The organism is Aliivibrio kagoshimensis, assembly GCF_050337105.1.
GTDB lineage: Bacteria > Pseudomonadota > Gammaproteobacteria > Enterobacterales > Vibrionaceae > Aliivibrio_A > Aliivibrio_A kagoshimensis.
Genome location: NZ_JAKJSQ010000003.1, coordinates 17,803 through 43,580, shown reverse-complemented (window position 1 = coordinate 43,580; position 25,778 = coordinate 17,803). Strand labels below are relative to the sequence as shown.

Here is a 25,778-nt window from a genome sequence, read left to right as displayed (position 1 = left end):
CTAATGAGATACAAATTGACGTCTTATCCTCCTATACAGACGCATGGTTTTGATAACCGCTGTCCCTACCAGGTTTTGAATAAGACAAACCGTTTAATTCATCACTGTTATACCGTTWAAAAAAGTGTTGAGTATTKCGCTAWTTAGCGCAAGCTAATTTGCCATCATAAGGTGTTTGTTTCGAGAGTACCGCCCAGATAATTCGGGCCAGTTTATTCGCCAATGCAACCGTAAGCTTACARTCATGTGTTCGTTTTTTTAATTGTTGAAGCCACTTACTCAGTGGRTCATTYTTTCTGTCACACCAGTTTATTACCGTTCTGGCACCTTGTATAAGAAGCTTTCGTAACGTGGCATTGCCCCGTTTGGTTATTTTACCCAAACGATTGTGYTCTCCACTGCTGTATTGRGATGGCGTTAATCCRAGCCATGCGGAGAGTTGGCGACCATTTTTAAATTCATTGATGCTGTTTATAGAGCCTAAAACATTGGATGCGATAATCGGTCCAACACCCGGAATATCTGATAGAAGTTGATAATCACTATGCTGACTTGCGCAGCTTACCATCTGCTCAGTAACGTCTTTAATTTCTGTGGTTAACTGTTTTTGACGTTCGTAAAGCCTGTGAATGAATGATCGAGCAACGCTCGATAACTCATTATCAGGCTCTTYAAGACAATAAGGAATGGCAGCCATTAAATTTGCTTTAGTCTTTCCAGTAACGACGCCGTACTCTGCTAAAAGCCCCCTCAGTTGGTTTAAGTTAGCGGTACTTTGTTTGATCAGCTGCTCTCTAATTCGTTGAAGAGATTGAATATCTTGCTGCTCAATCGTTTTTACGGCGACAAAGTGAATCTTGGGACGTTGTGAAGCTTCAGCGATGGCAAGGGCGTCATTAGCATCATTTTTGTTTCCGATTAAGAAGGCTTTGACCAGCCTTGCCGGAATTAATTTGACGGTATGCCCCAGTTTTTCAATTGCTCTTCCCCAGTGATTAGAGCTGTAGCAAGCTTCCATCACAACTAAGGTTGGGCTAAATTGTCTTAAGGTATGAAGGAGCTTGTTTCTAGAGACTTTTTTATTAGAAACCAGCGTATTTTKTTGATCTAATAAGGCAATTTGAAAGACATTTTTTGCCAAATCAATACTAATGAGCTTATATTTCATAGTGGTCACCTCTGTTGTTGATTCTGTCGAACCTTAATCATGGCACATTGCGATGCCGAGACAGAGGTGACCATCTCATCAGACACCTTAAGCACCTACATCAATATTACAACTTCAGTGTTTTCATTAATTACACACCAAACTCTCACTGACTCGCATCCATTGTTAATGCCACTATACCTAGCCAGTTTTCACATTACACTTCTAAAATATTGAAACTTTACAGGACTCACAATAAATGACGGTTCCAAGAAGCCAGCTTATCTGCTCTGAAGCCACACCTTATTACCACATTGTATCGCGGTGTGTGAGGCGCAGTTATTTGTGTGGTGTAGACGCAGTCACGCAACAAAGCTTTGAACACAGACGTCGTTGGATTGAAGATAAACTCAAAGAGCTCAGTACCGTTTTTTGCATTGATATCTGCGCTTACGCCATCATGAACAACCACTACCATTTAGTGTTGAATATTGATGCTGATAGCGCGAAAACCTTACCTGAAAAAGAGGTCGTTGAGCGTTGGTGCGCGCTGCATGAGATGCCCGTTTTGATACAACGCTATATATCACAGCAACACACTTGTACCGCGACAATTGAAGTGTGCCAGCACATCATTGCAGAGTGGCGTGAACGATTATCGAGTATTAGTTGGTTCATGAAAATTCTCAATCAAACTATTGCGCGTCAAGCCAACGAAGAAGATGACTGCACTGGGCATTTCTGGGAGGGACGATTCAAAAGCCAGGCGCTGCTGGATGAAAAAGCACTGCTAACGGCCATGGCTTATGTCGATTTGAACCCCATTCGAGCCACTATGGCGGACTCGCTTGATACCTCTGATTACACCTCAGTCAAAGAGAGGCTTGCTGCACTTAAGGCCAATCAACTAACACCACCCTGTTTGCACCCTTTTATTGGAAATCCAACTAACGAGATGATTAAAGGCATCCCCTTTCGGTTGGATGATTACCTTGAATTGGTAGATTGGAGTGGCAAACAGATAAGACCCAACAAACGAGGGGAGATTGATGCCTCTGCTCCACCCGTTTTACAACAATTGAACGTTGAACAAAAAGAGTGGCTCAAGCTCTGTACTACACTTGAGCAAAACCGAGCCAGTATCGTAGGAGAGGTAAAATCATACTCTCACGCCATTCATAAATTGAAACGAAAACGAACCACCGGGCTTAAAATCACCACTGCTGCATAACGAAACTTCGCAACACACGATAAACTCACCTGAAAACCAAGAACAGACGTTTTTTACGTAAAATTCACGCTATTTCGATGCTTTTAAGAACCAAACTCCCACCGATAACATAAAAATTGGTAGGGTGTTATCGGATGGGTTTGCGCTTCGCTGTGAGTTTTACTTTTTTATAGGGTGCCTGTCCCTGAAGAGAAGAGAAAAGAGAAAAAAATACCCAGCACTTGGCTGGGTATCTTATCTCTTTATTTAAAGATGGCTTACTCTTGGAAAGTCACCACCTGCTTTTCAAGCTCAATCACTTCAGGTTCTGGAATATTCTCATCTGGGTAGGCCGCTCTGACTTTATCGCTCAGTGCTTTCGGGAACACTTGATAAAGCACTCGAGTCGAAACGGTTAATGGGTATGTCACCTCAGTTGGCAGTTCATATTTTTCATGGCGAGTTTCACCCGATTTGATACGGGTATCTTGCCCAATTTTCACATAACGCCAGAACTTCAGACCGACAGGTTTACCTTCTTCGTCGACACCAATTTTAATGAATCGACGTGCTTCTTTTGGAATAAACCCATCTTTCATTACCCCAGACTCAAACACACGCTTCCCATCCATATCGGTAGCAATGATCTCTAACCACACTTGTCTGCGAGCACCGCCCGGCATGTCATGGCCTGAGTTAACATTGGTCACATTGGCAGTAAAGGTACTCCCTTGTTTTTCGACTGACAGGGTTAATGCCGTACGCAGAATATCGATACTCATCTTCTTATGTTCTGGATTTCGCATTCCGGTAAAGAAGTAATTTCCCCCGACAAAATGGTGTGACCTCATGTCTTTTTTAATGGGCCCGTTATCGGTAGATTGTCCATCAACACGATTATCAAAATCCGTCACATCTTGAGTCATGTGGCAGTCGATACAAGTTTTGGTCTTACTTGGATCTTGTGGATTATTAAAGGGTGATGCCAACCACTCTCCATAGTTATCATTAATTTTAGCGCCAGGCCCCGTGGTAAACTCATTATGGCACGTGGCGCAATAGAGTGAGTCTTGATAGAGATCGGGCTTTGAATACGACGCTTTATGCGGTTCAGGAAATGCATTAATCTGTTTCTGCTCTAACCATTTCAGCATCGCAACTTTGGTATCTTCAAAGATGTAACCTTCTCGATCCTTCAAGTTAATGGTCATGTCAGTATTACCACCCGCATTCTCTGCTTTGGTGACTCGATGGCAGAATACACAACCAGTACCGCGTTCATCGACCGATTTTCCGTGAGCATAGGCCTCTTTTAGTGACGCACCATTTTTTTCCCACATGTCGCCATAATCATCGAGGCTTTTGTTGGTGATTTGATCATTGATGATCGCTTGCGGTGCATGACAACCCCGGCAAAGTGTTCTGAACTCTTCCCCTTCCTCTTTTGCAGCAAAATCCTCTTGGAAACGGTAATAAGGGTGGTCCATGTTCATGCCATGGTTAGAATCTGCCCACTGGTCGTAGATAGTCGCATGACAGTCAGCGCACTCAGCAGAATTTAACCACTGATCAGGGTGCGTATATTTGCTTTTTTTGTCATCAAGACGCAGCCAAGTTGAGAGGTATGGCAAGTTATGCGGTTCTTTAATGTATTCGTTCAGTGCCATCATCTGCTTGGCTACCTCAACAGGTGGGTTATAGACATCTACCATTACGGGCTTGCCATCACGCGGATCACCTCCCATGCCACCTTGTGTTTTTTGAATCATATCGATATAAGCAGCGACCGGATCACCCGCTATCATTTTGATGGGATCAACGTGCCCTGTGATAGCATTTTCAAATCGATCTTTTGCTTCGTTGCCATCTTTCATCAAGAAGCGGTTGGTAAAATTAAAACCATCTAGGTGACAAGAGTTACAACTCATCCAAAAATCACCAGCAATGGGGTATTCACCGCCCTCTGTGGTATTGGCTGAATTAAACAGTCGTTTACCCTCACGGATAAGAGGAGCAATGGGATCATTACTCACTAACGATGCAAATCTCTCTTGGGTCAATTTCACCTTACTGAAGGGTCCAGGTTTACCAATATCGAAGGTTGAAATATCCAGTGAAATTGCTTTTTGAACAAACAACTCCTGGCCAGAAATTAACAGTGCTTTGGGATTATCACCAGGGACATTACGATATATTTGTGTCGCTTTAACTCCACCTTGGAACTTTTTACGACGGTGGCGCTTTTTATTGGTTTTCCCCTGCCTTGAAAGATCAAACACCAGCAGGTCTTCTGATCCAGACAACGAGAAAATGACTTTTTTACCATCTTCACTGAACGCCCCATCATGTGGGTTAGAGATAATTCTTAACTGGTTGCCACTCTCAATAATGTTGATCTGTTTGAATAGTTGTTTACGCTCTTGTTCGCGCTCTTTCTCTTGACCTTTTTCGAGGTCAATAATCGAGATGGTGGGAAACACCGTAGATTGAAATTGGAAATCGTGACCAAAAGACCAGAGTACGTGAGGCAACCACACTTCACTGCCATCGGGTGAAATGATGATGTTATCCAACAAGCGCGGCTTACCTTGCGGAACCGATTTAGTCTCATTTTCAGGGCTATCAGCTAACTGGATGATCTTGTCTAATTGAGGTTGAGCACCGGTCACATCATAAATTGACATTTGGCCTGTCATGGAATGAGTAACCAGTAAACGGCCGTCGTCGGTAATGGCTAATCCACGTGGGGTTGGCCCGGTATCTAGCTGTTCAATGAGGTCACCGTCAGCACTCAATACTAATAACTTATCCTGTTCAAAAGAGGTGGCGTAAAACTGATCGGTCTGCTGATTATAAATAACGCCGAATGGACGAGAAGGCGTAGGAATTCGTTTTAGCACTTCTAAACTTTTTGCATCCAACAGTAGAAGTTGCTCTCCTAGATAGTCTGAGGCCAGTAACTTATCTTCTTTACCATTGAGCGCAATTCTACGAATATCTTGTCCGACGAAAGATTCGCGCACTCTTTCACCTGATGCTTTATCGATGATAGAGATTGAACCAGTATCAAAGTTAGCACTTACTATCTGTTTCGCATCGTGAGTAAAAACCATTGAACTGCTTTTTACTGATGCCATTACATTATGACTGAATGCGATAAACGCAAGGGACAAACAGACAGACCATAAATTCAACTTACTGCTCAACATAACTCGCCTTACTTCTTATTCTGGTTGTTATTGATAGGGTTAACCACAGGCTCATAAACGGCATAGAGAAACAAACTTCTCTCTGCTGGAAACCTGGCCATGAACGACGCTTTTAAATGGTAAATACGTTCCTTTAAAGGGCTTGAGGAAATACGCCACACACTCGCCCCTTGCTTGGCATTTGCTAACAGTTGCGCTTCACTACTCGAGTAATACATATCATAAACCGACAACTGCTTAAGCTGATTACGCAGCAGATTCACACTGTAGTTGGTACCCACTACCTGCCGGTTCTCAGCTGACAGCTTGATATAATCAACGGCCTGCTGTATCGGAGTATCTCGGCTCACAACTGTTGAAAATGGCCCTATGCTGCTGATCACTAATGTCAGTGTAATGGTAATGATTAGCATCCGTCTTTTTATTTCGGATAAGTTTACCAGATAAAGCTGCTGATAAAAAATGACCAAAGACAATAAAAGGACAGGCACCAGATGTCGAACATTCTCAGGGTTTTGGGCAACCAAGATATATGCTGCGTAACTCAGAGCTAACCAGCCACACTGCTGCACTTTATGATGACGAATAAAAGGGGCACTGCACATGGCTGCTACCATCACTACTGAGACTAGCATGCCAAAACTGCTGCGTGCTTGATGCGTCCAACTCATCAGTGCCGAGCTATCCCCCGCACTCGTATTGCCCCAAATATCAAAATGGCCTTGGGTAAAACGGACGCCTTCATCAAAGTACGCCATGCCATCACGATTGAGTAAAAATAGCGCGCTAATACCCCCAATGATCAGAATAGGGGTTGCAGCCTCAACAAACGCGCGACCACGATATTGATAACTCACTAGCAGAGGTAAAAATGCCAGCGCTAAAGGGAGATAAGAGGGACGCGTCGCCAGCATGAGCCCAAGAAAAAGGCCCACAGACCAGCTTCTTTGGGTGGGATAGAAGTGGCAGACCAGCGCCATGAAAAAGAACATCATGGCGGGCGCATCAGTTAATCCACTAAGTGCCTGTCCCGCTAATACGGGCTGCGAAATTGTCGTGAGCATTACCGACATCGCGACCCATAGTGAACCTGATAGTTGATAGCCTATCACCGCGAGCAGAATGGGAATAATTGCTGTGGCCGCCACACTAACAGCAATAATGGCTTGAACATCACTGGCCGTGAAAAATCGGCTTACGCAACTCAACAGATAAAAACCGGGATAGCCGGGAAAATGTGGGCGAAACTCTAATACACTGTAATGCTCAAGTGCTTGGGAGAAGTGAAACGCATCATCGCTGTTTAGCTGCCATCGAAATTGAGCCATCCATAACAACCAACTCCCCACTACAAACAATGAAAAGAGAGCCACAAGAGTTTGTGGCTGTCTCGTTGTGATGCTCCACATTACTGTTTAAATTGAGCCAAGGCTTGCAATAATTTGCTTCGTTCAGATTGAAACATCGTAGGATCTGCAGGCGCTTGTCCTACGCCAAACACTCCTGGGTTACCAATGGATTTAAGCAGACCCGAAATCGCTTCACTTGATTGTAAGCGCAATTCACCTGAGAGGTTTGGTGATAACAGGTCTAAAAACAGCTTACTCTTTACCACAAGTACTTTAGCCACTTGGTAATCATTTAAGTTGCCTTGCGCACCATCTAAACGACGGACAATCTCTTCGTAAACGGCGGTATCCAATAAAGCGGAAATGGCATTCGCATCTTTTGCCACAATCGCACGTTCAAAAGCACTTTGCAGATCAACGTTATGCTCTTTCTTCAAGTAATCGAGCTCGTCGCTCAGTTTATTTACCTCACTGGTAACTTGTGTGTAATCTTGAGCTGATAATGCTATTAAGATCGCTTCTCGGCCATCAATGACAGGCTCTTTCCCTGCAGCAGCATACGAGTAAGCATTGCCATTTATGCTGACCAAGGTGAGCAATAATCCAATAACGGTATTGATGAATGTCTTCATTGTGTTCTACCTTATGCCACACTCTGGTTTTCAATCACGGTCTTTTCATTTCTAAAATCAAATATTTCTCGGCGGCGATCCACCCCATCCGTAACGGATTGAGCTGCCATCATTCCCATCTCCATGGCCGTATCAGTGAAGATATAGCGGAAAGTGCCTTGTCGGCCAGACATAATTAAATTATCAAACTGACATAAGTGAGTGATGGCTTTCTCTCTTTTTGCCTGATAAGTCATGTCCATTAGCGGATAAGCATGTTCAGTATAAGCGGTAAAGAACTCGCCACTGTTGAGCTTAGGATCCACGCCTAAGCTGTCTAAATCGTCTAATACTCGCTGTTGCAATTTTTGACCTTCCATGTTCCAAATTTCATCATCCTTATTACACGGAATTTCAATCATTACTGACGTCTCCCCCTCTGGTGCCATAAACGATGAACGGCGTTTAGGTTCTTGCAGACGGGTGCCAAGAATGTGCGGATCCGAGAGGTATTGCCAGGTATTATCAGAGATATTCTCGGTTGCCATCGGCATATTCATAAACCGCAACGATCGGTACTCTAATCCAGAATCAAAGCCAGTCAGTTTACAGACATGTGAGATAGGAATAGTGGCAATGACATGATCACACTCAATACTGTCACTGACGCCGTCTTGCATGTATTGCACAGCGCTGATCCGCTGCTGCAAGTCACGCTTATCAATATTGAATCCAGAGACGTCTGACTCTAAACGAATCTCAACGCCTTTCGCCTCAAGCTCTTCAGCAAGACGGGTGTAAAGCTGGCCAAAACCCCACTTTGGATAACGATATTGACGGGCGTAAGTACGTGGTGTGTCGCCTTTTTGTGGCAACAGTCGACGCACTACATCCTTTAAATTCATCAAACTAATACGCTGTGACGCCCAATCACCCGACAGATTTTTCGGATCAATACCCCATAGTTTTGCGGTATACCCTTCGAAAAAATTCTTGTATAAGGTTTTGCCAAATCGACTCTCAATCCATTCAGCAAAACTCACTTCGGAACGATCCTGTGGCTTACTTCTTGCCAGCTGCTTCAGAAGGTCGAATCCGCCACCGATCAGTAGCGATAACGGCGCATTTTTGAGTAGATCTTTAATCGCTAATGGATAAGCATAGATTCGACCACGATAGCGAATCACACTTTTTCGTTGAGAGTAGAGCAATTCATCGCCCATTAATTTATCAACAAAATTCAATAAATCTGGATTTTTGGTAATAAAACGGTGACCGCCAAAGTCGAAGAGATATTCCCCTTTTTCACCTTGAAAAGTCTGGGTCGCACACATACCACCCACTTTGTCATCTCTGTCTAATAGGGTGACTTTATATCCCGCTTCAGACAGATCCCATGCCGCCATTAAACCCGCTGGTCCCGCACCTAAAACGACGACGTGTTTCTGTTCTGTTTGTTTTGTATTGCTCACTTTCCATAGCTCCGATTCCACATCACTGAAAATAGCGACATATACACTACCCACGTCGATAATTGCAGCAAACTCGGTGACGAGTTATAACCAAACAACGCTCTTAAAAAGGTTCCAAACACGCCTCGATCATCCAAGATGTGTGAAATATTAAATACCTGTGCGTGTACAATAGGCAGTAACTCTCCCGCCTGTAACATATTGATGGCCGATGATAGCAAGCCAGCGGCAATAATGATGATCAACAAACTGGTCCAACGGAAAAACTGCGCCAATGGCACTTTCCTCGCCCCTTTAAGCATCATCCAAACTAACAAGACCGATAACAGCAAACCAATCACACCGCCAATGATCGCCTCTTCAGCAGAAAAATCGCCCATGCCGGAATACATGAGAGCAGAAAAGAACAGAATGGTTTCAAACCCTTCTCTTAGCACCGCCAATGTTGCCAAAAAAACCAAACCGACGACATTACCAGTGCTGACCATCACATCTAGGTTTTTCTGTACATCTGCAACTTGCTGTTTGGCTTGATTTTGCATCCAGATTGCCATATAGGTCAACACGATAGTGGCAAAAATCAGGATACCTGCCATCAAGTAATTACGATAAAGATCAGTACTGAATTGATCAATGACAAACTGAAAAATCACCGCGATCACTAACGAGAGCAGCAGGCCAACCGTTGCACCAAGGTAGATATATTTATGGTACTGACGAGCATTCAGCTTGGTTAAATATGAGAGGGCAATTCCTACAATCAGAAAAGCTTCAAGCCCCTCTCTAAACGTAATTAAAAAACTGGGAAACATAAAAACTCTACTTGTTAGACAGATAACGGCGAAAATTAACAACACTCCAACGAAGTGCATGGGCAAACACAAGAGGAACGAGTAACCATGAGGTGTAAAAATGGACATTGTGCATGAACCACCCAAGTTGATTACCATTGTCTCCATAGAAAAAAAGATAGAAACCAGTCACAGAGCACAACACCAGTAACCACTCAATCAGTGTTCCTGTTTGGCGTAAAAATCGTTTCTTACTTTGAGTAAGCAAATTGCGATGACTAGACCAAAATGCACCTACAATGACAGTAAATAGAGAGACACCAACCACCATGTGTAGCAACAGCATCACTCGCTTTATCTGCCACGACACATCCAGTTGACCCCATAGCAGTAATCCACTGAAAAACATCATGTAGAGCATCATCTCTGCCCACTTATGGTGATAAGCCAATGTTGTCCACCAGCGGGTAAACTGGTTACGCAGTCCTTTCATCGCTGAGTTGTCTGCTGCCGTTATATCGATAACTGCCATCACGCACCTATTCATAGAGGTTAAGAATGGATAAAAACTCTTTTCAAACACGGATTTATTTGAAAATGGTTCYTTTTCTCATTTAAAAATAATAGAAACAACAAAGGCAGCCAACGCTGCCTTTGTATATTTTAATGGTTAAGCATTACTTAACGCTGACCTTATTAGCCATGGTCATTGCTGTGCCGTGTTTACCACCGCCTGCAATGATTTGAGGGACACCATCTTCATCAGTATCAGTGCTTTTGCTGCCTTTGATTAGGTTTTCACCTGAATCACCAACCCACTCAGATTGCTGCATGCCGCCATTGATCACGGTTTTAAACCAAGAAGTGTAACGCTCAGTCAGCAGTTGCAGCTCAAGTGCTGGAACATTTTCGCCCTCTTCATTTTTCAGATGAAGAATTGCTTCACGAAGTCCGCCTGAAATTGCGGCTGCTGTGTAAGGCGTGTGAATAGTGGCTTTACCCGGAGATTGCGCCCAAGTATTGATACCTTTATCAAACATGTTTTTCTCTACTGCAACGTAGATAGAGCGCGCTGAAGCTTTGTAGCTCTCATCGCCGGTTGCTAAGAAAGCAGCAACTAAACCACGGATAGCAGAAAACTGCGCATCCAGTGACGTATTGCTATCGACTTTGCCGCCAATCGTTAATCCGTCTACCACTAAACCTTGCTTGTTAACCAGCTTGTTCACAATGAAGTCTGCCTGAGCTTTGATCATGGCTAGCGCTTCTTTGCCTTGTGCTGATTTAAAGTTAACATCACCACCGTCTGCAGACGCGTAACCTACAGGTAGAGCATCTTGCGCACGCTGGTAGATTGAAAGTGCAACGATTGAGTAAGCTGAATCAAAAGTGCTTACCTTGTTACCTTGCTTACCGTTGTGGTATTCAGTAACAAAAGTGCCCTCTTTCTTGTTAAAGTGCAGGGCTGCAATGTTCTTAAACAGTAGGTTCGAAATGTTGCTTGCTAGAGAGAATGCATCATCACCAGCAACATCATTACTTGTTTTAGCATCTACGTTTGCTTTTGGTGCTGCTGCAAACGGTGCGCCATCAAAGACGGATAGGAAGGCAGGGTTTTGCGCCGTATTAGCGGTGCGTTGATCAGTAAATGCGTAGAACTCACTCACAGGCCAGAGTGTTAACCAGGTATCTTCCAACGTTGATGAACCATCAGTCACTTTCAGGCTCTTAATAGACGTTACGCCGTTTTTCTCGCCTTCAGTAACCGCAACTTTATGAGCAAACCAAATTGGGTCTTTCGCTGGGTTGTAGTCTGGTCCAAAAGTAACGCCCAATTTCTTACCGTTATAACCAAGTTGCTCCTGCATAATTAGCAGTTTATCAATTGATAGCTCCGTCAGAACCATACCGTTAAAGCCATCTGCAGCTGACACGCCTAAGCTGTGCTTGCCATCTTGATCCATGGTTGATGAGTCAGCTTCTACTTCTTCATCAGATTCAGTGACGTGCATACCACCTAAGAAATCTTGTGACCACATCACTTCTTTTAGAAGAATGGCACCAAGGCTTGCTGGGTTAATGGATTTGTCGAACGTTTCAGGGTTCCAAGCTAGTGACTTATAATCGCGGAAATAAGCCGGAACAACCGCTTGAATAGTTTCACTCTTGCCTTTAGCCGTTAACACTTGAATTTCATCACCGTTCACAGTGGTGGTGTCTGGTTTCTGTGCAAACTCAGGAGAGCCTGCATAATACGGCACTGAGATTGGGTACATGTTTTGTGGGATTTCAGTCGCTGGGAAACCGACTGCTTTTGCCATTTCAACAAAACGCATACCAAGGGTTTCCATCTTACCGCCACGCTTGGCGTTAATTGGACCATTAACCAAGTGAGGACCCATTTGTGACTGATAGTTAAGCGCATACATCGCTTCTTCAGAATATTCGTAGCTCTCAATACCTGCTGCAAAGTCAAACGCAGTAGGTTGGTTTGCTTGAGCAGGGTCGAGAACATCAAGATCAAGTCCTAGCGATTCAGCAAGTGGCTCACCCGACAGTTCAAATTCAGTATAAGCAAGAAAGTTTCCGGCAGGCATCAGAGTTTTATCTAATACTTTAACTTCTACAGCTTGCGCTGCGACAGAAGTTAGGATTGCAGCTGATACGGCTGCGCAAATCGCTGTTTTTTTCACTTTTCAGTCCTTTTAAAATGTTTCAACTTGTTAACCCAGTTAACAAGACAATAACCTAAGTACAAACGAGAACGATTTGTATTATACATATCATTACGGGCAATGGAAACATTCTGAAATATATTTGTGTGAGCGTATTAACAGATTAAAAAATTGCAAAAAAAAACGAGACCACTACGTGGTCTCGTTTTTTAATCAACCTAGCCAGTTGACGTTATTAGTAACCGTTTATCTCATCAAACAGTTCTGGTAAGAACAGTGATATCTGCGGTACATAGGTAATAAGTATCAAGAAGAACAATAATAGGCTCAACCACGGCAGTGCCGCTTTAATCGCCCAACCTAAACTCTCCCCGGTGATCCCTGCGGTAACAAACAAGTTTAACCCCACCGGCGGTGTCAACATACCAATCTCCATATTCACCACCATAATGATACCGAGATGGATCGGATCAATACCTAACTGGGTGGCAATTGGGAACAAGATCGGCGCCATAATAAGCAGAATCGCCGATGGTTCCATAAAGTTGCCAGCAATCAACAGTAAGATATTCACAACAATCAAGAAACCCCATGCCGGCAATCCCCACTCAATGATCGTTTCGGCAATGGCATGTGGAATACGTTCAGACGTTAATACATGAGCAAACAGCATGGCATTAGCAATAATAAACAACAACATGATGCTGACTTTAGCCGCGTCTTTAACTACGTGACGAACTTCATCATTGACCGCTGACTTAATCATAACCATTGGCAGTAACAGTAGGTTTCGAATCACAGATACTGGTGCTGATTCACCCTCTTTTCTCCATGCTGCTCCCTTAATTGGACCAATGTCACGGTAACCCCACACACTCACTAACCATGCATAAACAGCCGCTGCGGATGCTGCTTCTGTTGGGCTGGCTACACCACCATAAATCGAACCCAATACGATGAATACCAACATCAGACCACCCATGGCTTTACTGCCAGAGATGATCAGTTGCTTACAACCTGGGAACGGCTGTGATGGTAGACCTTTGATACGTGCAACAATATAGATAGCAATCATTAAAATGCCACCCATCATGATGCCCGGAATAACCCCTGCCATGAACATGCGAGACGCAGACACTTCTGTTGCTGCGGCATACACCAACATAACAATAGAAGGTGGAATCAAAATACCTAATGTACCTGCATTGGCAATCACACCAGCAGCAAAGGCTTTCGGGTAACCCGCTTTTACCATACCAACAATAACAATCGACCCAATGGCTGCTACTGTGGCTGGCGACGATCCTGAAATAGCGGCAAACAACATACAAGCCAGTACCGATGCCATTGCCAATCCACCGCGAATATGGCCAACGGAATCAATAGCAAAGTTAATCAATCTTTTGGCAACACCACCCGTTGATAGAAATGCAGAAGATAAGATAAAAAATGGGATCGCTAACAGTGTGTAGTGTTCACTGGTGGCTTCGAACATTTTCAAAGCAATGGAAGCCAATGAATCATTCGAAAACACCAAAATGGTGGTAATACTGGAAAGGCCCAACGCAATCGCAATTGGCATCCCCATAAACATACATATAAACAGCAGTGCAAACAGTAATAGAGTCGTCATTATTTGCGGTCCTCATCCTTGGTGATAGTTAAATCTTCCGCTTTAACTTGATCCGCTAAATGCATACTGTCTTTTGCTTCATCGGCAAAACCAAAACCTATGCGCGTTCCTTTTAAAACTTGTGAACCGATCACTAACAGGCGAAATCCAGTTAAACCGAAACCAAAAATCAGACAGCTCATTGCCATCCACTTCTCTATCGGAAGATCATCCATCTCGATGGCAATCATCTTCATTTTGCTTAAATAAACCCAACTGCCATATAAAAACAGACCGCAGTACACTAAACACAGAGCAATAGACAATAGCGTTACTACTCGTTGACTCTTTTTAGGAAGCAGTTTCACCACCGCGTCCACGCCAATGTGGGTCCCTTCTCTTACACCCCATGATGCGCCCATCAATACCATCCATGCCGCTAAATAGAGGGTTACCTCTTGCGCCCATAACAGACCAGTATTGAAAACAAATCGCATAATGACTTCAATGAAAACCAGCAAGGTAATCGAAACTAACAGCAGACTGATTGCGTTCTCTTCAAACCGATGCAAGCTTTTTACTAAACGATTCGACATTATTTCCCCTTAAAATAACCTGCCCTAATAGACAGAAGATGGTGCCTATTCATCCTCTGTCATCTACATAGAGCAAGTTAAAATCACAACAATAAAAACAATAAATTACATGTTAGATTTAACAGCAGCGTCGATCAGATCTTTACCGATTTCGCCTTCAAACTGATTCCATACAGGTTTCATTGCTTCCACCCAAAGCGCGCGCTCGGCATCTGTTAGGTTCACAATCGTAGAGCGTTTAGAGTCGATAATCGCTTGTTTATCCACGTTGGCTTTTTCTAATGCAATACTGTTACCGTAAGCAATCGCTTCATCCAGCGCTTTTTTTACTTGTGGACGAAGATCAGCGTCTAAGCCCATCCAAAACTCTTTAGAGGTAACGACGAAATAATCCAATACACCATGATTAGACTCGGTAATGTATGGTTGAACTTCGAAGAATTTTTTCGAGTAGATGTTTGACCAAGTATTCTCTTGTCCATCAATTGCTCGAGTTTGCAGTAGGGTAAATACTTCAGAAAATGGTTTTTTAAGAGGGACAGCATCTACCGCTTCAAACTGAGCAGCCAGTACATCAGATGACATAATACGGAATTTCTTACCTTTCACGTCGCTTGGTACTTTAATTGGATTACTCGCTGATAACTGCTTCATGCCGTTATGCAAATAACCTAACCCGACTAAACCTTTTTTATCCAATGCATTTAACAAACTTTGACCTGCTGGCCCTTGTTGGAAACGGTCAACTGCTGCCATATCTTTGAAAAGGAAAGGAAGATCAAACACCTGCAGTTGTTTGGTGTATTTATTAAACTTCGAGAGTGACGGAGCCGCAATTTCAACATCCCCAAGCAACATCGCTTCCAGCACCTTATTATCACCAAACAGCTGTGCGTTAGGGTAGACATTCACTTCTACTTTACCTTTCAAGCGCTCATCCACTAGCTGCTTAAATTTAAGCGCCATTTGACCTTTTGGCGTATTTTCAGCTACTACGTGTGAAAACTTAATTTCAACTGGAGCAGAAAATGCGGCTGCTGATGTCATGCCTATTGCTAATGCTAATCCAGTCAGTGTTGTCTTTAACTTATTCATTTCTAAACATCCTTTTATTAGCCCTTCAAGGGAGTTTGGTCACTTGTGTGCATAATTACACTCAATGTTAACTACAGGTTAAATATAGCGAGTAAATGTTAATTTAAAAGAGAGGGAAGGGTTAAATACAACGTGCACTTTTGAAAATGCGAACTGAATAAATAAAAATGGGTAGGATCTGACACATTGAAAATTAACCATAGTAATCTTTATGTGATTTTTGTTAATAATTAACAATAAATCGTTAAAGGATTTATCATTCAGGCCGAATTGATAAGTTCCACAATAAGAGAGTTTTTTCGTACTACACTGAAGTAAGGCTTTTACTTTCAGGAAAATACACAAGAGGTGTTCCATGAAGTTTAATCACAAGGTTGTTGCCAGCTCTTCCATTATCGTATTTGCGGCAATGACTATTATGTCAGTTTGGCAATCGATGCAGGTCTCTAACCACATCGAACAGATAGTGCAAAAGAGTACCGATGAAATCATATATGGTCTACAAAGTACCATTGATGTACAGCTAAAAGAGAAAGCCCATATGGCAGATTACGCCAGTAAGCTAATCTCAGATGATTTTTCACAAGAGAGCGCCAGCAAAATCATTAATAAATCTAATATTAAAGAGTCCTATCTACTTGTAGGTATCGGGATTGATGCTGATGGTTCTAACTTTAGTAATGATTCCACATGGGATCCAGGCTCTTCGTGGGACCCACGAGTAAGACCTTGGTACATTGATGCAAAAGCGGCGGGAAAGACCGTGGTAACCGCACCCTATGCCGACTCAATGACCAAAGAGATTTTAATCTCTGTCGCCTCTCCCCTTTTGGATAACGGTACTTTTTTTGGGGCGATGTTTTTTGATGTTAGTTTGGCGGATTTAGGGGAGAAGATGAAACAAGTCTCTCTATTTGATGCCGGTTACGCATTTTTAGTCGACTCAAAAGGCACTATCATTACCCATCCGCAGAAAGAGCTGTTGGGCAAAAATATGAGTGAGTTTTTAGGTGACAATAAAATTGAGTCTGATACTCGACTTGTGACATTGAACGGTAAAGAGACTCTATTAACCTTCAAACAAACTAATACCCAAGATTGGTATGTAGGTGTAGTCATTGATTATGATATTGCCTATCAGTCAATTAGTGATCTGAGAGATGGTTCTATCATCTTTACCTCGCTGGCTGTTATCGCCTCTCTGTTCCTATTAATGTTTATATTAAAAACATTAATGCGACCATTGACCGTGCTAAACGACGCCATGTTAGATGCAGCTTCCGGACAAGGAGACTTAACTCGTCGTCTGGATACTAATACCGACGAAGAGTTCTCTGTATTAGCCACTAACTTCAATTTGTTCACCGAAAAGTTGCAAACCTTAATCACAGAAACCAAAGCGATCAGTTCTGACATACGCCAAAGTACTGAAAAAACCGCCCAAGATTCTGAGTTATCTGCCACCGACATCGCTAACCAGTTAGCCGAGGTTGAGCAGTTAGCGACAGCCATGAATGAGATGGCGACCACCTCATCGGATGTAGCTGGCAACGCACAAGGGGCAGCAACTGCCGCTCAAGAAGCCGATACCGCTGCCGCTGAAGGCGTAGAAGTCGTGGTACAAACCACCAATGTTATTGATTCACTATCAGGTCAAATTGACCAAGCTGTGGATGTGGTACAAGAGCTTGCTAATGCGACCGACAACATCGAATCGATTCTATCGGTCATTACCGGAATTGCCGATCAAACCAACCTACTAGCCCTTAATGCTGCCATCGAAGCAGCGCGTGCTGGTGAGTCTGGTCGTGGTTTTGCGGTGGTTGCTGATGAGGTGAGAACTTTAGCTCAGCGAACCCAAGAGTCGACCACTCAAATTCGTAATATGATTGAGCAACTGCAAACGGGTGCGTCACAAGCTGCCAGTGTGATGAAGCAATCTAAGTCACTGGCGGCTGAAACCGTTGAAAAAGCGACTGAAGCTGATTCATCACTGAATAAAATCCGCGATGCCATTATTGCCATCAACGACATGAACCTACAGATCGCCTCTGCCGCCGAGCAACAGAGTCAGGTTGCCGAAGAGATCAATACCAACACCTTTAACATTCGAGACCTTTCTGAACAGGTATCTGGACGTGCTCTAGAGTCCGCAACCGAGATGCAAACTCAAGTGTCAAGAGTGCAGCAACAGGGTGATATATTAAATAAATTCATCGTATAACGTTAGATAAACAGCCACAAAAAAGCCCCAGAAAGAGACTTAGTTACGTTCTCTCTGGGGCTTATTTTTAATCGTCTTCTACCACATCAAATCATCCGGGATCTGGAAGTCGGCGTATGGGTCATCTTCATCCACTTCTGTTGCAACCGTTTCGTTATTTAAGACAATAATCGACTCATCACGCTGGGCAATTTTGTCCGCAACTACTGCTGGGATCACTTCATAACCGTCATTAAAATGGACTATCGCTAAGAGACCAGCCACTAATTGTGCTTGAGTCATCTTGTCTACATAGATCTTCTTAACCGTGTTCTCATCCGTAAAGTTGTAACCAATGTCACCCTCTTTACGATCAATCAAGTTCATCTCAATAAGCTGCTTAATTTGGTAAGCGACGGCTTTTTGCGCCGCATCACTATCGCGCTGACGGTTTAACTCTTTATCTCGCTCCAGCTGCGCGGTTTTATTCGCCTCAACTGCCGCTTTTGCCTCTTTGGCTTGAGTACGCGATTTTTTAGATGATTTAGCAGTTTTCTTTAATTTTTTCTGATTCACAAGACCCGCTTTTAACAGCTGCTCTTGTAGGCTTAACTTGGCCATGTTGACTCCGAGGTAAATGTCACGATGAGTGCGATAACGACTCTGTTTTATGGCTGAATAATGACATTTATCCCACACCATTTTCAAGAGAAGAGTGCAATTTTCTCTTGAAGTGTATAAGTTAATGACATTAAGCAGAGCAGGGATGAATTATGCCACAGGGAAACCGCAGAGAAGTTGCTTTAATTGAGGATGATGAAATCGTCCGCACCGCCACCACTCAATGGTTGCAGCTTGCCGATTATCACGTCACCGCTTTTGCAGATGGTAACAGCGCATTAGAAACACTGTCACCCAGCTTTCAAGGTATTATCATCAGTGATATTCGCCTTCCCGATATAGATGGTTTGCAGCTGATGCCTAAGCTGTTAGCAAAATTCCCCCACATTCCGATCATTTTGATCACCGGTCATGGCGACATCGATATGGCGGTGCAAGCGTTACAAGATGGGGCATTCGATTTCTTTGAAAAGCCATTTGACCCTGATCGCTTATTGGTAAGTGTCTCACGAGCTCATGATGCATTAACACTGCAAGATGACTCAAAAGATCGCAGTGAATACCTACAACAAATAAGCGGACTCGAAAAAATCGTTGTCGGTCGCAGTCAAGCTATGAACACCCTACGAGAACAGATAGTAAAAATTGCCGCCATTGACACCAATGTCATCATCTATGGTGAAACAGGCTGTGGTAAAGACTTGGTTGCCACCTGTCTGCATCAATTTAGTCAGCGTTCAGCGGGAGAGTATGTGCCTATTAACTGCGCCGCTATTCCAGAGCAGCTGTTTGAGAGTGAACTTTTTGGTCATGAATCAGGGGCATTTACAGGGGCGACCAAAAGACGAATTGGCAAACTTGAATATTCCGATAAAGGAACGCTATTCCTTGATGAAATTGAGAGTATGCCTGTTAACATGCAAGTAAAAGTGTTACGTGCCCTACAAGAAAACAGTGTCGAGCGATTAGGGGGCAATCAAGCGATTCCACTTGATCTCACTGTTGTTGCTGCAGCCAAAGAGAACCTACTTAACCACCTTACCTTTCGACAAGATCTTTTTTATCGCCTAAACATTGCGCAACTCTATCTGCCGCCTTTGCGAGAGCGCCAAGAGGATATCCTGCTGTTGTTTGATTACTATTTACAAAAAACCAACAGCGCATACCGCGCCGTTAGCCCTAGCGATCAGCAAATCTTACTGTCCTACTCTTGGCCTGGTAATGTGCGAGAGCTAAAAAACATTGCCGTTCGATATGCTCTCGATGATGAGCTTACGGTGGGTGAGATCCTAGCGACCAAACCATCTACGGCCACCGATGTTCACCACACTCAGCTCTCTCTTGCTACTCAAGTGCAAAACTTTGAGCGCAAGGTGATTGCCGAAGCACTGAATCGCTTTAACGGCAGTATCATCGATGTCATGAAAGAACTCGATTTACCGCGCCGTACGCTAAATCAGAAAATGGTCAAATACGGCATTAACCGTTCGGACTACGTAAAAATACCATAAGCCATTTTTTGCCGATGGCCGCTTTTTCGCCTTTTTTTACAGAACAAGCATTGACGGTGATCACACAAACATCACCGCAACAATTTATTTACGTATAAAAAACATAAAACTCACAACCAATCGGCTGTTTTTTGCTTATCAAATCCAGCGTAAATAGGCCATTTTTTTCTCACTGATAGTAGCAAAGATTAAAAATCCCATATTTTACAACGTGTTAATTTATGGCATTACGCTTGCAATACTCATTGTGAAGGTACAAATTTGCTATCAACAAGGAGATTGAGATGTTTAATCGCACCATAGTTAAATCATTAGCACTAGCAACTGCCATTGTGGCCTCTTTTGGTTCACAGGTTCACGCCGCTGAAAAAACCAGTTACATTCTGGCGACTGCATCTACTGGGGGTACTTACTACCCAGTTGGGGTTGCACTTGCTACATTAAGTAAAATTAAACTGGAGCCTAAACAGCACTTCTCTCTATCTGCAATCAGTTCTGCGGGATCGGGTGAGAACGTCAAGCTATTAAGAGAGAACGAAGCACAATTTGCGATTTTACAAGGCTTGTATGGCGCATGGGCATGGAACGGTGAAGGCAAAGTCAAAAGCTCCGGTCCACAAAAGCACCTACGTTCAGTGACAATGCTGTGGCAAAATGTTGAGCACTTTGTCGTTCGTTCTGAATTAGCAAAATCAGGCACTGTGTCTGATCTGAATAACTTAGACTCTAAGAAGTTCTCAATCGGTAAGAAAAACTCTGGGACAGAAGGTTCTGGTCGTCAAATCATGTCTGGCCTAGGGGTAAAGCCTGACAACTTTAACCTAGCCTATCTAGGTTATGGCGCCAGTGCTGATGCGTTACAAAATGGGGCCATTCAAGGGATGAATACCCCAGCAGGTGTTCCTGTGAGTGCGGTTACTCGTGCTTATGCGGCTCTTGGTGATAAAATTACTGTGCTCAACTTTACCGACGAGCAGATCAAGCAAGCGAACAATGGTTACCAACTTTGGACTAAGTATGAGATCCCAGCAAACACATACCCTGGTCAAACTAAACCTATCAATACCATTGCTCAACCAAACTTCTTAGCCGTACGTGACGACATCAGCGAGCAAGACGTTTATATGCTAACTAAAACAGTCTATGAAAACCTACCGTTCTTGAATGGCATCCATAAAGCAACCAAAACCATGGCCATTGAAAACGCCATTGCAGGTTTGCCAGTACCGCTACACCCAGGTGCAGCTAAGTACTACCAAGAAGTTGGCGTTAAGATCCCATCTCACCTTATCGTGAAATAGATCTCTATTGTACGACCATTGAGCGCTCTCTTGTGATCAGAGAGCGCCCATTCAAAAAAACATACGATTTCGACTTACCCATTCAATTACCTATACAACACTAAATGAGTTATTAAACGCTGCTTTTATGTCGTTTACTCAGGAGTTATCATGGCTGATACCCACTCTACCGCAGACAAGCCCGAACCGTCTGAATTAGATCTACAACAATTTGAACTGCCACAACGAACCGACTTTCCGTGGTTAACCACTCTCATCTCAGTGACAGGAGTGATTCTTGCTACCCTGCATATCTGGTTTAATACCTTTGCCACCTTACCTGAATTGTGGGTTTCTGCGACGCACTTTGCGGGCTTCTCTGTTATTTGTGCCCTATGGTATCCAGCACATCGTTCATTCAAAAACAGCAAGTGGGCACTGGCTTTTGACATTTTATTGGCCGTTATTGCCATCGCTTGCCTTATCTATATTACTCAAGCGGAAGATGCCTTATATGAGCGAGGAGTGAAGTTTGTCACCAGCGATTGGGTCTTCTCTATTTTGGCCATCATCGTGGTACTTGAACTTATTCGCCGTACGACAGGCTGGTTCATTCCTGTTTTGATTATTATTTCATTAAGCTATGTGGTGCTTTGGGGGAGTTGGGTCAGTGGTATGTTCCACTTCCCTGGCCTCACCGCCGAAACCTTGCTCTATCGAAGTTTTTACAGCTCTGAAGGCATGTTTGGCCCCATTTCGCGAATAAGCTGGAGTTATGTCTTCATGTTTATTCTTTTTGGCGCCTTTTTAGTTCGCTCTGGTGCGGGAGATTACATCATTGATGTGTCGCGCGCTGCTGCCGGAAAAATTACTGGTGGTCCCGGTTTTGTTGCGGTACTTGGCTCAGGTTTAATGGGGTCAGTGTCCGGTTCCAGTGTCGCCAACACAGTATCGACTGGGGTGATCACCATTCCTTTGATGCAAAAAGCAGGCTTTCCTGCACGATTTGCCGCTGGGGTTGAAGCTGCAGCCTCAACCGGTGGTCAGTTGATGCCTCCGGTTATGGGTGCTGGCGCATTTATTATGGCCTCTTATACGCAAATCCCCTATGTGGATATCATCGCCGTCTCTATTGTTCCTGCAGTTATTTACTTTCTGTCGGTGGCTTTCTTTGTTCGTATCGAAGCAATGAGAAGCAATGTGCATCAGATAAAAATTGCCTCCGTTCCAGTCTTTAAAACATTGATTTCTGGCTGGCACTACCTGATCCCCTTGGTTGTACTGGTCAGCTTGTTAGTCTCTGGCTTCACACCAACCTACGCCGCAGGTATTGCTATTATTTCAGTGGTGGTTGCTTCTTGGTTATCCCCTAACAAAATGGGACCTAAAGCAATATTTGAAGCGATGGCACAAGGCGCGAGAAACATGGCCACGACTGCCCTGCTGCTTACCGGCATTGGGTTAATCGTTAACGTCATCGGTACTACCGGTATTGGTAATACGTTCTCATTAATGATCAGTGAATGGTCAAATGGCAGCTTATGGATGATGATGCTATTGATCGCCTTAGCCTCTCTGATTTTAGGTATGGGGTTACCGGTTACGGCCGCTTATATTGTACTGGGCACGTTATCTGCGCCTGCTTTGTACCAACTAATTGCCGAAGAGCAACTGCTGCAACTGATCGTGAATGGTGAACTGCCCGAACAAGCAAGGTCCATTTTCATGCTTGCCGCCCCCGACAAGATGGATGCTCTTGCAGCACCAATGGCATTGGCGGATGCTCAACACCTACTGACTCTAGTACCGAGTGACTTTATGGGTACGCTGCTTGAACAAGGGATTGGATTAGAACAGGTTGGTCTGGCACTGCTGGCTGCCCACCTCATTATCTTCTGGTTATCTCAAGACAGTAACGTCACACCACCTGTCTGTTTAACGGCCTTTGCTGCGGCAACCATTGCCAAAACACCACCAATGCGCACCGGATTAACCGCGTGGAAGATTGCAAAAGGACTCTACTTAGTGCCGGTATTAATGGCTTATACCGCTCTGATCAGTTGGGATATCACTACAGTACTTACCATCGGTTTCTTTGCTGTATTTGGTACTTATGCCTTGATTGCGGCAATGGAAGGGTATTTAGAGAGTGCATTAAATATTGGGTTACGTGCCCTATCGTTGGTCTCGGCTATTCTGCTCTTATGGCCTGATATGCCGTTGCTAGTACGAGTGGTTGGGTTGGTTATCTTCTTATCACTGTTTTTCTACAGTCGTAAAAACGAAGTGGCCATTAATAACCTAACGGCGAATAGTCATTAAATAAAAAAGCAATTAAGCCACTTTAAATAGTAGGGAGAAGGTCATGCCGCCACCGGTGTGATTATTTCTCCCGCTAATCGTTCCATACATCTCTTTCACGTTGTTCAGCGTTATTGCCAAACCAAGTCCCAAACCATCACCTGACTGTTTTTTGGTATAAAAAGGTTCAAACAGGTGTTGCAACGTATCACTGTCTACTCCACAACCGTTATCGATAATCTCAAGCTTTACCTCTGTATCTGAGTGCTGTGTTGCTGAAATAGTCAAGCAGGGGTCGGTGACACTAGACAACGCATCCACTGCATTGACGATCAAATTACCCAGCACTTGCGATAAGCGTCGATTATTGCCTTGGATCGCCGGAAGTTGGCTTGGCATTCGAACACGAACATCCACATTCTCAAGCGGTTGTTGGTGAATACGTAACGTCTCTTGCAACACATCAGCAATAGAGATCGCCATTAAGGTTTCGGGCTGATTATAGGCAAACACTTTGAGTTGGCTGGTCATGCCCGCCATTCTGTCCACTAAGCGGTTAACCAAACTCATATTAGAGAGCAACAAATCCGTTTTATCTCGCTCAATCAACAACGCACTGCTTGAGAGTAGTGTTTTGATGCCCGTCAGTGGCTGGTTCAACTCATGAGTAATCACACTCGACATCTTACCCAGTGCCGTCATTTTGCTGTTTTGTACCAATTCATCTTGTGCGGCTTCTAACGCAGAGGTACGCTCTAGCACTCGAAGCTCTAACTCACTATTGGCCCTTTTTAGTGCATTTTCCGCTTTTTTTCGTTTACTAATATCCAAAATGGTGACAATGAATCCAATTTCGGTCTGCTTAGGCAGTAATGTCATGGAAAACAACACAGGGAAGCGCGAACCATCACTGCGCATTGCCATCGCTTCGACATCAGTAATATCAATAATATCTCGATGTTTGGGCAACTCTTTTAACAGCGTCATTACAGCGCTGTTACCACTGAAGGTTTCAAACAACTGCCACGCATAAATGTCACTGGCTAACGCATCAGACAACGAAAAATAGCGCAATCCCGTCGGGTTGATGTAGCTGATTTTCCCCGTTTGGTTAAGTAGCAACAGACCGACATTGGTTTTACTGAATACCCCTCTCAATCTATCTTCAGATTCAGCAATCAATGTTTGAATCTGCTGTTTCGATTTCAACTTCTGCTGCCGCTCATACATAAACAGCGCCATAACAAATAGCAGTGCTAACACAATCACACTGGCAAAGCCGACCCAATTCACCATCTGACTGACACGCTTAAGGGGCGTTAAATAGTAAATGTGCCATTTCAGATCATCAAATTGCACAATCTGCACTAAGAAAGCATCGTTATTGACTGTGAGGGCTTGAGTTTGGGTACCATCGTAGAAACTCAGCGGTGAGAATATCACCGATTCTGACTGATTCAATAACGCTGGGGTTAAGGTTTTACTGCTAGAGAGGAAGAACTTGTTGCTGTCATCACTGATCAATACCCGCTCGTTAGAAGCCAACCATGAATCTGACAGTTTATCTAGATCGACCCTTGCCACCGCAATACCTATCAACTTAGAGTCGGTATAAATAGGGGCCGCCAAATAGTACCTTGCTTCCGTTTCCGCTAGATAGTTAAAGGTGATGATCTCCCCATCGGTATTAGAGACTAATTGCGCAATCGCGAGACCGTCCTTAGGATCCCACTCCAGCTTGTCTCGGCTTGACGCTTGTAACTTCCCTTGTAAGTCGAGTAAGAACCACCCCTTAGTATTGGCGGCTTTATCGAGTTGTGTGAGGTATTCGTCTACACTCTTTTTCACGCTACTATCGCCTTGGATAAGACGTAAACTCGATTGATGTTCGGCAATTAGGTACGGGAGGTGGTGAAAGCGAGATAAGGTTTGTCGAATGTCCCCAACATAAGTGAGCAGTCGGTCGGCGCCCTGTTCGTGAGCCTGTTCTAGGAGCAAAGTACGGGTGATGAACCGAGTGGTAAACATGCCTATAGTCACACACAATACCACCACCATCAGACCTAACACTCTTTTCATTGTTAACGACATATCC

Annotated in this window: 18 protein-coding genes; 5 read left to right on the top strand and 13 right to left on the bottom strand. The window is 43.8% G+C overall.

The features are described from left to right. Positions 1-139 precede the first annotated feature (139 nt). Positions 140-1,168 (bottom strand): IS110 family RNA-guided transposase, encoded by a 1,029-nt coding sequence (locus L4C32_RS01080; protein WP_428195001.1) that lies wholly within the window; start codon positions 1,166-1,168, stop codon positions 140-142. A 238-nt stretch (positions 1,169-1,406) separates the two neighbouring features. Between L4C32_RS01080 and L4C32_RS01075 the strand changes: the two genes are divergently transcribed. Next, a complete protein-coding gene (locus L4C32_RS01075) occupies positions 1,407-2,378 on the top strand; it encodes a transposase (protein WP_428195000.1) in 972 nt (323 codons plus the stop codon). 257 nt (positions 2,379-2,635) lie between these two features. Here the strand turns inward: L4C32_RS01075 and L4C32_RS01070 are convergent, their stop codons facing one another. The 10 genes from L4C32_RS01070 to L4C32_RS01025 all read right to left on the bottom strand — a co-directional run bounded on the left by L4C32_RS01070 (position 2,636) and on the right by L4C32_RS01025 (position 15,767). After that, complete coding sequence (locus tag L4C32_RS01070; RefSeq protein WP_428194999.1) at positions 2,636-5,566, bottom strand: multiheme c-type cytochrome; 2,931 nt, start codon at positions 5,564-5,566, stop codon at positions 2,636-2,638. Positions 5,567-5,574: 8 nt separating this feature from the next. Continuing rightward, positions 5,575-6,894: a hypothetical protein gene (locus L4C32_RS01065; RefSeq protein ID WP_428194998.1), complete on the bottom strand. Its 1,320-nt coding sequence runs from the start codon at positions 6,892-6,894 to the stop codon at positions 5,575-5,577. Positions 6,895-6,974: 80 nt separating this feature from the next. Further along, on the bottom strand, positions 6,975-7,547 hold the full coding sequence (locus L4C32_RS01060) for a hypothetical protein (protein ID WP_428194997.1): 573 nt from the start codon (positions 7,545-7,547) through the stop codon (positions 6,975-6,977). Positions 7,548-7,558: 11 nt separating this feature from the next. Continuing rightward, positions 7,559-8,998, bottom strand: coding sequence for an FAD-dependent oxidoreductase (locus L4C32_RS01055; RefSeq protein ID WP_428194996.1), 1,440 nt, complete (start codon positions 8,996-8,998; stop codon positions 7,559-7,561). After that, on the bottom strand, positions 8,995-9,810 hold the full coding sequence (locus L4C32_RS01050; protein ID WP_428194995.1) for an FTR1 family iron permease: 816 nt from the start codon (positions 9,808-9,810) through the stop codon (positions 8,995-8,997). Before L4C32_RS01050 ends, L4C32_RS01055 begins: the two co-directional genes overlap by 4 nt. A gap of 7 nt (positions 9,811-9,817) precedes the next feature. Then, positions 9,818-10,321 (bottom strand): hypothetical protein, encoded by a 504-nt coding sequence (locus tag L4C32_RS01045; RefSeq protein ID WP_428194994.1) that lies wholly within the window; start codon positions 10,319-10,321, stop codon positions 9,818-9,820. 145 nt (positions 10,322-10,466) lie between these two features. Beyond that, positions 10,467-12,482, bottom strand: a complete 2,016-nt coding sequence (locus L4C32_RS01040; protein WP_428194993.1) for a hypothetical protein — start codon at positions 12,480-12,482, stop codon at positions 10,467-10,469. 217 nt (positions 12,483-12,699) lie between these two features. After that, positions 12,700-14,097, bottom strand: coding sequence for a TRAP transporter large permease (locus tag L4C32_RS01035; protein ID WP_428194992.1), 1,398 nt, complete (start codon positions 14,095-14,097; stop codon positions 12,700-12,702). After that, entirely contained in the window at positions 14,097-14,672 is a 576-nt protein-coding gene (locus tag L4C32_RS01030; protein WP_428194991.1) for a TRAP transporter small permease, read from the bottom strand. Before L4C32_RS01030 ends, L4C32_RS01035 begins: the two co-directional genes overlap by 1 nt. 105 nt (positions 14,673-14,777) lie before the next feature. Then, positions 14,778-15,767 carry a TRAP transporter substrate-binding protein gene (locus tag L4C32_RS01025; protein ID WP_428194990.1) on the bottom strand — a complete coding sequence of 330 codons (990 nt, stop codon included), beginning with the start codon at positions 15,765-15,767 and terminating at the stop codon, positions 14,778-14,780. A gap of 355 nt (positions 15,768-16,122) precedes the next feature. On the opposite strand from L4C32_RS01025, the gene L4C32_RS01020 reads away from it, so the two are divergent. After that, positions 16,123-17,991, top strand: coding sequence for a methyl-accepting chemotaxis protein (locus tag L4C32_RS01020; RefSeq protein WP_428194989.1), 1,869 nt, complete (start codon positions 16,123-16,125; stop codon positions 17,989-17,991). Positions 17,992-18,069: 78 nt separating this feature from the next. Here the strand turns inward: L4C32_RS01020 and L4C32_RS01015 are convergent, their stop codons facing one another. Beyond that, positions 18,070-18,591: a DUF2058 domain-containing protein gene (locus tag L4C32_RS01015; protein WP_428194988.1), complete on the bottom strand. Its 522-nt coding sequence runs from the start codon at positions 18,589-18,591 to the stop codon at positions 18,070-18,072. Between the two features lie 152 nt (positions 18,592-18,743). Here L4C32_RS01015 and L4C32_RS01010 point away from each other — a divergent pair, with 152 nt between their 5' ends. The 3 genes from L4C32_RS01010 to L4C32_RS01000 all read left to right on the top strand — a co-directional run bounded on the left by L4C32_RS01010 (position 18,744) and on the right by L4C32_RS01000 (position 23,704). After that, positions 18,744-20,102 carry a sigma-54-dependent transcriptional regulator gene (locus L4C32_RS01010; RefSeq protein ID WP_428194987.1) on the top strand — a complete coding sequence of 453 codons (1,359 nt, stop codon included), beginning with the start codon at positions 18,744-18,746 and terminating at the stop codon, positions 20,100-20,102. A 284-nt stretch (positions 20,103-20,386) separates the two neighbouring features. Further along, positions 20,387-21,403, top strand: a complete 1,017-nt coding sequence (locus tag L4C32_RS01005; protein WP_428194986.1) for a TAXI family TRAP transporter solute-binding subunit — start codon at positions 20,387-20,389, stop codon at positions 21,401-21,403. Positions 21,404-21,553: 150 nt separating this feature from the next. Continuing rightward, a complete protein-coding gene (locus tag L4C32_RS01000) occupies positions 21,554-23,704 on the top strand; it encodes a TRAP transporter permease (RefSeq protein WP_428194985.1) in 2,151 nt (716 codons plus the stop codon). A 12-nt stretch (positions 23,705-23,716) separates the two neighbouring features. On the opposite strand, the gene L4C32_RS00995 is transcribed toward L4C32_RS01000, so the two are convergent. Next, the gene (locus L4C32_RS00995; protein WP_428194984.1) at positions 23,717-25,774 is read right to left on the bottom strand and encodes an ATP-binding protein; all 2,058 of its coding nucleotides are present in this window, start codon (positions 25,772-25,774) and stop codon (positions 23,717-23,719) included. Between the last annotated feature and the right edge of the window lie 4 nt (positions 25,775-25,778).